Annotated in this window: 9 protein-coding genes and 2 pseudogenes; 5 read left to right on the top strand and 6 right to left on the bottom strand. The window is 63.4% G+C overall.

Translation table 11 applies throughout. The features are described from left to right. Together AHiyo1_RS08380 and AHiyo1_RS08375 are read right to left on the bottom strand one after the other, a co-directional pair. Positions 1 to 801, bottom strand: an 801-nt coding sequence (locus AHiyo1_RS08380; protein ID WP_275937050.1) for an FAD-dependent oxidoreductase, incomplete at its 3' end; no start/stop codon positions are given. Between the two features lie 18 nt (positions 802 to 819). Further along, the gene (locus AHiyo1_RS08375; RefSeq protein ID WP_059388245.1) at positions 820 to 1,488 is read right to left on the bottom strand and encodes a TetR/AcrR family transcriptional regulator; all 669 of its coding nucleotides are present in this window, start codon (positions 1,486 to 1,488) and stop codon (positions 820 to 822) included. Positions 1,489 to 1,632: 144 nt separating this feature from the next. On the opposite strand from AHiyo1_RS08375, the gene AHiyo1_RS08370 reads away from it, so the two are divergent. The 4 genes from AHiyo1_RS08370 to AHiyo1_RS08355 all read left to right on the top strand — a co-directional run bounded on the left by AHiyo1_RS08370 (position 1,633) and on the right by AHiyo1_RS08355 (position 5,163). Continuing rightward, positions 1,633 to 2,685, top strand: a complete 1,053-nt coding sequence (locus tag AHiyo1_RS08370) for an NAD(P)-dependent alcohol dehydrogenase (protein ID WP_253257216.1) — start codon at positions 1,633 to 1,635, stop codon at positions 2,683 to 2,685. Positions 2,686 to 2,915: 230 nt separating this feature from the next. Next, the gene (locus AHiyo1_RS08365) at positions 2,916 to 3,854 is read left to right on the top strand and encodes an MFS transporter (RefSeq protein WP_216363152.1); all 939 of its coding nucleotides are present in this window, start codon (positions 2,916 to 2,918) and stop codon (positions 3,852 to 3,854) included. A gap of 15 nt (positions 3,855 to 3,869) precedes the next feature. Continuing rightward, the gene (locus AHiyo1_RS08360) at positions 3,870 to 4,229 is read left to right on the top strand and encodes a cupin domain-containing protein (RefSeq protein WP_340639298.1); all 360 of its coding nucleotides are present in this window, start codon (positions 3,870 to 3,872) and stop codon (positions 4,227 to 4,229) included. A gap of 76 nt (positions 4,230 to 4,305) precedes the next feature. Next, positions 4,306 to 5,163: an aldo/keto reductase gene (locus AHiyo1_RS08355; protein WP_059388244.1), complete on the top strand. Its 858-nt coding sequence runs from the start codon at positions 4,306 to 4,308 to the stop codon at positions 5,161 to 5,163. A 51-nt stretch (positions 5,164 to 5,214) separates the two neighbouring features. Here AHiyo1_RS08355 and AHiyo1_RS08350 read toward each other — a convergent pair whose 3' ends face one another. From AHiyo1_RS08350 to AHiyo1_RS26425, 4 genes and pseudogenes are all read right to left on the bottom strand, one after another. Further along, a complete protein-coding gene (locus AHiyo1_RS08350; RefSeq protein WP_059388243.1) occupies positions 5,215 to 6,666 on the bottom strand; it encodes a purine-cytosine permease family protein in 1,452 nt (483 codons plus the stop codon). 82 nt (positions 6,667 to 6,748) lie between these two features. Then, positions 6,749 to 7,549 (bottom strand): carbon-nitrogen hydrolase family protein, encoded by an 801-nt coding sequence (locus AHiyo1_RS08345; protein ID WP_059388242.1) that lies wholly within the window; start codon positions 7,547 to 7,549, stop codon positions 6,749 to 6,751. A gap of 37 nt (positions 7,550 to 7,586) precedes the next feature. Beyond that, positions 7,587 to 8,936: an APC family permease gene (locus AHiyo1_RS08340; RefSeq protein ID WP_059388246.1), complete on the bottom strand. Its 1,350-nt coding sequence runs from the start codon at positions 8,934 to 8,936 to the stop codon at positions 7,587 to 7,589. 198 nt (positions 8,937 to 9,134) lie between these two features. Next, a pseudogene (locus AHiyo1_RS26425) lies at positions 9,135 to 9,703 on the bottom strand (carbon-nitrogen hydrolase family protein); the annotation flags it as partial. A gap of 212 nt (positions 9,704 to 9,915) precedes the next feature. Here AHiyo1_RS26425 and AHiyo1_RS26420 point away from each other — a divergent pair. Further along, positions 9,916 to 10,120, top strand: a pseudogene (locus AHiyo1_RS26420) (FadR/GntR family transcriptional regulator); the annotation flags it as partial.

Below are 10,120 nucleotides of genomic sequence, written 5' to 3'. Positions count from 1 at the left end.
CAAGAACGGTGCGGCACGTGCCACCCGGTCGCGGAAGGCGGCCAGCCCCGCGGCCTGAACCTGCGGGAGTGTTCCTTTCCCGATGATCGTGCCGCACTGCCAATAGTCGCCGCGGTCGATTGCGAGCACGATCTGCCCGCCGCCGAGATAGCCCAGGGTCGGCGGCGCATCCTCGCTGCGCGGCACGCGGAACCACAGCACGTCGATCGGCATTGCGAACTCCCTTAGCGGCAAGTCCGCGTGTTCCCGGATAAGGGAGAACCGCCCGTCGCACGCCACCGTGAGATCCGCCCTGATCTCTACTTCGCCCTGGGGAGTGCGTGCCCGTACGCCGATCACTTGCTCACCGTGGCGGAGCAGGCCGGTGGCCTCGGTACTCATTTCCAGTCGGAAGGCGGGGTATTGCATGGCCTGGGTGGCCAAGAAGGTCAGGAAGTCCCACTGCGGCATGAACGCCATGAACTTGCATCGGGAGGGCAGGTGCCGGAAGTCCACCAGCCCGAAGGTCTGTCCGTCGATGCCGAGACGCAGTTCCGGTATCTCCGTGTGCGGCAGGCTCAGAAACTCTTCCAGCAATCCCAGTTCGGCGAGCACATCGGTGGTCGCAGGATGGATGGTGTCGCCCCGGAAGTCACGGAAGAAATCGGCGTGCTTCTCCAGCACTGTCACTTCGACTCCGGCGCGGGCCAGCAGGTAGCCCAGCATCATTCCGGCAGGTCCACCGCCGACCACGCAACACTGCGTGTCCCAAGAACGTGGGCCGAGGCCGAGGCCGGGGCCGGAACGGGTGTCGTTTCGGATTCGCCGGGCATCCCTAGCTCACCTCATCGACCGGCTGAGGCCGTCAAGGATGAGGTTCAGCCCGAAGTCGAACTCGTCCCCGAAGTCGTAGCCGGGTTTGAGGACATGTTCGGTGGCGATCTCCATCATGTGGGGGTACTGCCCGGTCGAAAAGCGTTCAACGATCGGCGCTGTGATCTCGGCGGCGGTGTCCCGGCCGTCAAAAGGAAGGGCGGCTTCCTGGAGTGCGAATCCGTAGATGTAACTATCGAGCAAGGCATAGGCATGGGCCGTCATCTGGACGGAAAAGCCTGCTGCCCTCAAGGTCGCCAAGGTCGCTTCGTGGTGACGCAGGTTCGCTTCGCCCGGGGCGGAGCGGCTTTCCAACAGCCCGACCGCCCAAGGATGGCGTTTGAGCGCGCTGCGCACTTCGTGTGCCCGCCGGTGCATTTCCTCCCGCCAGTCGCCCGCGGGGGAGGGTAATGCGATTTCGTGGAAGACCATGTCCACGATGCCATCCAAAATTTCATCCTTGTTGGCCACGTAGTAGTAGAGCGACATGGGCTTGGTTCCCATGCTCTGGGCGAGCGAGCGGATGGTCAGCGCGGCGATTCCTGACTCGTCAGCGAGATCCACAGCGCAACCGAGCACCCTTTCGCGGCTCAACGGAGGGCGTCGCTGGGGGAGGGGCTGTGCAGTGTCCGGCATCGGGACTCCTTGGACTCTAGTTGGTGCAGCACTCCAGCGATTTAGTGCAGGGGGTCTAGCGGTTTAGTACATTGTACGATAATCTTTTTGGTACAGCGTACGAAAAAGTAGCTGAACACCCCAATTGACTGGAAAGGAACGGCCATGACCGCTGGTCAGCATGCTGCGGAGACTCCGATTTCAGGCGGCTCGCAAAAGCCGGAGGTTACGATGCGGGCCATCGTGCAGGAGGCTTACGGCTCCGCTGACGTCCTGCACCTGACGCAGATCCCCACACCGAAGATTGCCGAGAACGAGGTGCTGGTCCGGGTCCACGCTGCAGGACTGGACCGGGGGACCTGGCATGTAACCCGGGGCCTGCCTTACGCGCTGCGCTTGGCGTTCGGCGTCCGCGCCCCCAAAAATCCTGTGCCCGGGATGGACTTGGCCGGCACGGTCACGGCGGTCGGAGCAGCAGTGACCCGATTCGCCGTCGGGGACGAGGTCTTCGGGGTCGGGAAGGGTTCCTTCGCTGAATATGCGACGGCCCGCGAAAGCCAACTGGCGCTCAAACCGGCGAACATCAGTTTCAAACAAGCCTCGGTGGTCCCGGTTTCCGCCTGCACTGCGCTGCAGGCCCTTCGCGCCGCGGGCCGGATAGCGCCGGGACAGAAGGTTCTGATCCTTGGTGCCTCGGGAGGAGTGGGCAGCTACGCTGTTCAGCTCGCAAAAGCTGCCGGGGCTGAGGTCACGGGCGTGTGCAGTGCCGCCAAAATGGACCTGGTGCGCTCGCTCGGTGCCGATCACGTCCTCGACTACACCACGCAGGACTTCGCCGACGGCACCAAACACTACGATCTGATCCTGGATATTGCCGGGAACCCCACCCTGGCACGCCTCCGCAAGGCGCTCACGCCTACCGGCACGGCCGTTATCACCGGCGGCGAAGAAGGCGGCTCCTGGACGGGAAGTATCGACAGGCAATTCAGGGCCCTCGCGCTGTCCCCGTTCATCGGTCAGCGGCTCACCATGGTCATGGGGACGCAGGACGTTGCAGACCTCGAATACCTTGCCGGGCTCATCGACGCCGGAACCCTCACCCCGACCGTCGACCGCAGCTATCCGCTGGAGCAGGTTCCGGACGCCATGCGCTATTTCGACGCCGGCAAAGTGCGGGGGAAAATCGCGATCACCATCCGAGAAGCTCAAGGCAACTGAAACAGGCACTGGCAGTACACGTTATAACAGGCACTCCCACGCGGACCCGGGGACTGGTTTTCTTGAATCAGTCCCCGTTTCCCTGCTTGGAAGGCCACCATGTCCGTGACTACCGTCAAATCCTTTCCGGAAGCCGTGGCGCGTCCGCGCGCATCTCTCGCGGTTGCCATGCTCGGATTTTTCGTGGTCGCCTTGGACGCCCAAATTGTCGTCGCGCCTACGGCATCGGCATGATTCTCTTCACCGTTGCCTCGATGGCATGCGGGTTCAGCCCGAGCCTTCCTGCACTCATCGCCGGACGGGTCCTGCAGGGCATCGGTGCGGCAATGATTACCCCTACGTCCCTCGCCCTCTTCCGGGAGGCGTTCCACGATCCTGCGCGTCGCGGAAGGGCAATCGTGTACTGGGACTGGAGACTGATCTTCTTCGTCAACCTTCCGGTGGGAGTGGCAGCCCTGCTGGTCCTCTCCCGAGTGGCTCCTAGCCCCCACATCCTGTTGACGTTCGCCATATGTGTCGCATCCGCAGCCGTATTCGTGGCAGCACAAGCACGGGGAAGCCACCCAATGATCCCGCTCGACTTGTTCCGTTCGCGCGCAGTCTCCACGGCCCTGATTGTCGCCGGGGTCACCATGGCGGCGTTGTACGGCGTCGTCTTCCTCCAGAGCCTCTACTTCCAACAGGAACGCGGAGCCAGCGCCCTGGAGACCGGGCTTTTGTTCTTGCCCATGACCGGGCTTGTTGCCCTCCTGAATCCCCTCGTGGCCAGGTTCGCGGAGCGATTCGGGCGCATAGTCGCGATCGTCTCTGGCCAATTGCTGATGGCCGCGGGGCTGGCGAGCCTCTGCCTCCTGCCAGGCAATGCGCCGACCCTGCTCGTCGCGTTCCTGATGGTGCCCGTCGGCGTCGGAGGTTCCTTCACGGTTCCGCCGATCATTGCCCTCATCCTGGACCACGTGCCGGCGGAGTTGGCGGGGACCGCCAGCGGCGCGGTCAATACCGCCCGGCAGCTCGGAGGCTCCCTCGGCGTCGCGATCTTCGGTGCCGCACTCGCCGGTCAGAACTTCATGGCAGGATTGCGCATCAACCTGAGTATCACGGCCCTTCTCCTTCTGGTCCTCGTAGCGGTGTCCCTGCCGCTTCGGCACGCACAACAATCACGGCACTAGCGAAAGGCAGACGCCATGAAACTCGTTCCCCCCACCCCGACCGTCAAAGCCCCTACGGAGAGATTCACGGGAGACGTCTACCTCAATCCGCTCCACAACGGCGAGGCGCCCTCACGTCTCGTGGCGGCGATGGTCCGCTTCACCCCCGGTGCCCGTACGAACTGGCATTCCCACCCTCTTGGCCAGACCCTGCACTGCACCGATGGCACCGGGTTCGTTGCCACCCGGGACGGCAGTGTGATCCTCATGCGCGCAGGGGACACGGTCCACACGCCCCCCCGGCGAGGAACACTGGCACGGCGCCACCCAGGACAACATGATGTGCCACCTGGCCCTGGTGGAGCACGACAACGGGGAGAGCGCCACCTGGCTTGAGCCCGTCAGTGAACAGGACTACCAAGCCGCCCACGCCCAAATCAGCCGATAACCCCCATCCAAGCGAAGGAAACCCATGAACACCGTCACCCTTAACAACGGCGTCGAAATGCCGATCCTCGGCTTCGGCGTCTTCCAGATCCCGGACGAGGAAACCCAGGCCGCGGTGGAAGCCGCGCTCGACGCCGGTTACCGTCACCTGGACACCGCCGCTTCCTACCTGAACGAAGAGGCCGTTGGCCTGGCCATCAAGAACAGCGGCCTCGCCCGCGACGAACTCTTCATCACCACGAAGCTCTGGATCCAGCACGCCCCGGCAGGCAGCGTCCAGGACGACACCAAGCGCGCCTTCGACAACTCACTCCGCCGCCTCGGACTCGACTACGTCGACCTGTACCTGATCCACCAGCCGTTGGGCGACTACTACAGCGAGTGGCGAGCCATGCAGGAACTCCACCAGGACGGCCTCGCCCGGGCGATCGGGGTCTCGAATTTCCACCTCGACCGGCTGGTGGACCTCATCGACCACAACGAGATCGTCCCGGCAGTCAACCAGATCGAAACCCACCCCTTCCACCAGCGCGCGGCCGACCAGGCAATGATGCGCGAACGCGGTGTCCAGATCGAATCCTGGGGACCCTTCGCCGAAGGCAAGAACAACCTGTTCACCAACCCGCTTCTCAGCACCATCGCCGATGCGCACGGCAAGTCCGTCGCACAGGTGGTTCTCCGTTGGCTCATCCAGCGCGACGTCGTCGTCATCCCCAAGTCCGTCCGGCCCGAACGCATGGCCCGGAACCTCGACGTCTTCGATTTCACCCTTACCGATGAGCAGCTGAGCCGGATCGCCGCCTTGGACACCGGGGCCAGCCTCTTCTTCGACCACCGCGACCCCGCCATGGTCAGCTGGCTCGGCAATCGCAGGATCAACTGAGGCGCCGGGGTTGGACCACTGCCTGACTCCTACCCCATTAGTCCGGCGGAGTTACGGCAGCAGGTGTTCGTGCGCGGCCGCCTCCAGGGCGTCGGCCTCTTCCTTGGCCATGCGGGTCTCTGCCTCGACGTCGATACGTCGGGTCATTAGCCAATACAGCCCTGCGGAGACCGGGAGCCCGATAAACAGCGAGATGTCGGCGCCGTCCAGGGCGTGGGCGATGAACCCGACGAAGAGCTTGCCGGCCGAGAAGAAGGGAATCATCACCACAAAGCCGACAAGGTAGGAGATGATGCCGGGCCAGCCCCATCGTCCGTAGATCCCATCGGGCTTGAAGATCTCCGCGATGGCGTAGTGGCCTTTGCGGACGATGAAGTAGTCGGTGAGGTTGACAGCCGTCCACGGAATGAAGAAGTACAGGACCAATAGCAGGAAGTCGTTGAAGTTGGCGAGGAAGTCGGCCGAGGCCAGGTTAGCCAGGACCACGGAAATGAGGGCGGTGATGGAAATCGTGATGATCCGGAGCCTTAGCGTTGGCCGGATCTGCCGCACGCTGTCGATGGACGATATCAAGGTCAGCGAACCGCCGTACATGTTCAGGGCCGTCACGGACAGCAAGCCCAGGGCGGCGACGAACAGGGCGATGCCACCGAATCCGCCGAAGAGCTGGTCGGCCGTGGATTTGATCGAGCCGATGGTTTCGAAGTTCTCCCCGGCGGCCGCACCGATGTACGCGCCCAGGAACATCACCCAAATACCGCCGAGCGCGCTGCCCCAGAACGTCCATCTGAAAGTGCCCCGTCCGCTGGCCGGCGGAAGGTAGCGGGAGTAGTCAGAGACGTAGATGGCCCAGGAAATCTGGTAGCCGGCCGCGACCCCCAGCTGGCCCAGGAACGGCACCATGTGGAAGTCAGCCAGGTTGTATGCGCCAGCGGGAATGGCCAGCTTCACGGCTGCAATGGTGAGCAACGCCAGCATGATGATGGTCAGGTACGTCAGGTAGCGCTCAAAGGCGTGGATGAGGTCGTAGCCGAACAAGGCGATGACGACGGCGACAATGGTGACCACCCAGAACCAAAGGTTTTGCGACCCGAAGTTGACTGACTCCGAGATCGCTTGGCCGGCCAGGATGGTGTTGAAGATGTTGAAGCCGGCGTACTGGAGGTAGGCGAAGAGCCAAACCAGAAGGGCGCCGATGTAGCCGAACTGCGGCCGGGACTGGATCATCTGTGGCAGGCCGAGCTGGGGGCCCTGCGAGGAGTGCGCGGCCATGAAAAGCGTGCCGACGAGCACCCCGATGGCGATCGCGAGCAGCGACCAGATCAAGTTGCCGCCGGTGGTGATGCTGATCAACCCCACTGCCAGGGTGGCGATCTGGGCATTGCTGACGAACCACAGCGGTCCGATGTGCGAGACCTTGCCGTGGCGCTCGTTCAGCGGAACATAGTCGATCGACCGGATCTCCAGCCCTCGGCCCGATCCTTTGTCCGTCGTTGCGCTCATGGTGCATCTCCTTCGGAGCATCGGTGCATCTTGACTTTGGTTTAGCACAGAGTGGGGCGGCCTAGAAGAGGCCGCGAGATTCCTAGGGGAGCCGGTGGTGCCGCCATGTGGGGAACTGGTCCCTGGCTGCCAAAACGGCATCCGGGGAGAGGTCCAGCGTGGCGGTGGCCGGCTCCGTGTCGAGGCTGTGCAGGACAGTCCCGAGGGGATCCACGAGCATGCTGTAGCCGATGGATACCGGTGGAGTCTGGGAGACCGCCGCCACGTACACGCCGTTCTCTATTGCCCGGGCCTTGGCCAATGTGGCCCATTGCTCGGTCTTTGCGGTACCGGGAACCCACGAAGAACAGACGAGGAGCGCCTCGGCCCCGGCGTCGGCCAGAATGCGCGCCAACTCGGGGAAGCGCAGGTCGTAGCAGGTCATCAACCCGAACGTCATGCCGCCCCAGGAAAAGGTGACGGGCAATGGTTCCGGCGCCGGTCTGATGTATTCCGATTCGCGGAATCCTTGGCAGTCGAACAGATGGATCTTCCTGTAGCTGGCGAGGAGGGAACCGTCCGGACCGATCGCCACCAAGGTGTTGAATGCCCGGTCCGGTTCTTTGGTTCCGTCTCCGTCACCAGGCGCTTCCAGGAGACCCGCGACGACGGCGATCCCGTAGCGTGCCGCCGTCGCGCAGAGCGTGGAAGCCACAGGGCCGTCAAGGGGTTCGGCCATGTCCACGAAGCTCCGGTCCACCCGGCTTTTCTCGTACGTCGAGTACTCCGGGAACACGATGAGCTCAGAGCCCTCGTAGGCGGCCCGGGCACAGTAATCCGCGATGAGGTCGAGATTGCGGCCGACGTCCGTGCCGGAATCCAGCTGGGCTAGGGTGATGCGCACGCAGTCCTCGTTTCTCCCCGTTTACTGTGTTCCGTCGTCATACCAGCGCGGCTTCTTTTTCCTCCATCACCATTTCCGGCGGCGCCTTCCGGAACCCCTTGGTGATGATGCCGAGTACCCCGACGCCGACGCAGAGCCAGATCAGTCCGAGCGTGATGGCATTCGAATCGAGCTGGGAGAGCAGGAAACCGTCGATGATGGCTCCGACAGCCGGCATGACCACGTAGAACATTACGCTGAGCCGGTTCCCCGAGCGTCGTTGGCGCAGGTAGTAGGCAATGACCGAGACATTGACGAGGGTGAAGGCGGTGAAGGCACCGAAGTTGATGAACGACGTCGAGGTGGCGACATCCAGGAACATGGCGATGAGTCCCACCGCGCCGGTGATGACCAGGTTCAATACCGGCGTGTGGAAGGACTTGTTCAACGCCCCGAAGACTTTCTTCGGCAGGACGGAATCCCGGCCCATGGCGTAGAGCAATCGTGAGGCGCTGGCTTGCGCCGCGAGTCCGGAGGCAAACTGGGACACCACGAGTCCGGCCAGGAAGACTGCGCCGAAGAACTGCCCGCCGATCTTCAGGGCAATGTCCGACGCCGCCGACGCCGAATCGTCGAACACCCCGCCGGGGTGGATCAACTGTGTGGTGTAGGAGACGACGACGAAGATCGCGCCGCCGATGAGTGCCACAAGCATGATCGCCTTCGGTACGGTCCTTTTCGGCTCGATGGTCTCCTCGGTGAGGGTGGACACGGCGTCGAAACCCAGGAACGAGTACGCCGCGATGGCAGCGCCAGCGGTGATCTTGTCGAAGCTCGACGTGTCGTTGAAGAATGGAGCGGTGCTGACCAGGGCACTCGCGCCGGAGGTCGAGACCAAGGTTCCAACGGACAAGGCCACGAAAAGGACTATCACCAGAAGCTGGAATGCCATCAGCAGGTAGTTGGCCTTGTCAGCCACCTTGACGCCAACCACGTTGAGCAGCGTTGTGATCGCGATGAACGCGACAATCCAGACCCCGATGGGAATGTCCGGGAACTGCGCGGTGAGGTACGAGCCGCCGATGAGCCAGATGACCATCGGCAGGAACAGGTAGTCCAGCAGGACAGCCCAACCGGCCAGGAAGCCGATCCGGGAATCGATGGAGCGCCGGATATACGTGTACGCGGAGCCGGCCACCGGATAGGCAACGGCCATGCGTCCGTAGCTCTGCGCGGTGAAGAGCATGGCGACCATGGCCACCAGATAGGCCGACGGGGATGCTCCGCCGGTGGTTTCGGCGATCACGCCGAAAATCGCCAGCACGATGAGCGGGGTCAGGTAGGCCAGCCCGAACAGGACCAGCGAGGGCAGTTTCAGGGCGCGCGTGAGGCTCGGTTGCGTTGTCACCGGTGGTTCCTTAGGAGTTGGAGGACCGTAGGGTCCAGGTGGTCGGGTCGATGCGGCTTGGTAGACAGGCAGCTCGATGGGCGGCTCGCCGGGGTGGAATTGGGACCAGGGGCGGTTGAGGTTTTCGGTCCCGTGCGTGCGGACATGCTCGACGGCGGAGAGGTCCAGTTCCACGGCGAGAAGGGTGGGCGCGTCGTCGTCGGCCTCGGCTATGGTGTTCCCCTCGGGGTCGACGATCAGGCTGAGGCCTTTGCCGGTGGGTCCCGCGCAGTTGACGCTGACCATGAAGACCTGGTTCACGATCGCGTTTGCCTTGGCGAGGACGAGTTCTTGCTTGCGGTCCGGCGTCGTGGTCTTCACGACGTTGAGGATCACTTCGGCGCCCATCCACGCCAACTGGCGGGTCACCTCGGGGAACCAGGCGTCGTAGCAAATGTTCAAGCCCACCCTGCCGATCCCTTCCAGGTCGACGGTGGTGAACCGGTCGCCGGGGTCGTAGGGCTCAAAGGGGCGCCAAGGGAAGACCTTGCGGTAGTAGCCGGCGAGCTCGCTTCGGGGGAAAGGACCAGCTGGGTATTGAACAATTGCCCCTCGGGGCCGCGCTCGCAGACGCTGCCCGGAACCAACCAGATCCCCAGGTCAGCTGCGAGCTGCCGCAGTTCCTTGACGCGCGGACCGTCCAGCGGCTCGGCCGAGTCCTGCAGCACTTCCGTACGCTGCAGGTCCGGGTTGGAATCCCCGAAAAGGTGCAGCTCCGGGAAGACCACGAGCTTGCTGTGCGGTTGGATCGCGACGGCGGCTGCGACTTCGGCGGCGAAGGCTCGATCGGTTCGCCGATCAGTCGGGGTGCCGCCTGGGCGGCGATGAGGGGAAGGATGCGTTGCACTGGTTTCTCCACGTTGTCGTTGTGACTCGCCTCATATTAGATCATAATGATCAAATAAAAGGAAGGTGGATTTTGCCCCGTAAAGTAGCGGATATGACCCGTCAGCTCGAGGACACCACCGGCGACTCACCCATCGATGCTGCCCCTTTGCTCGGAATCGACCGCCGGAGCGCAATCGACGCCGTGCGGTTGCGGATCGGCATGGCCATATCCTTGGGACTGCTTCAGCCGGGGGAGAGGCTGCCCGACCAGCAAGACGTCGCGCTGGGCCTTTCGGTCAGCCCGATCACCGCCCGCA

The sequence above is a fragment of the Arthrobacter sp. Hiyo1 genome (genome assembly GCF_001263615.2).
In the GTDB taxonomy this organism is placed as follows: Bacteria; Actinomycetota; Actinomycetes; order Actinomycetales; family Micrococcaceae; genus Arthrobacter.
This window is presented reverse-complemented; position numbering and strand designations above follow the sequence as displayed.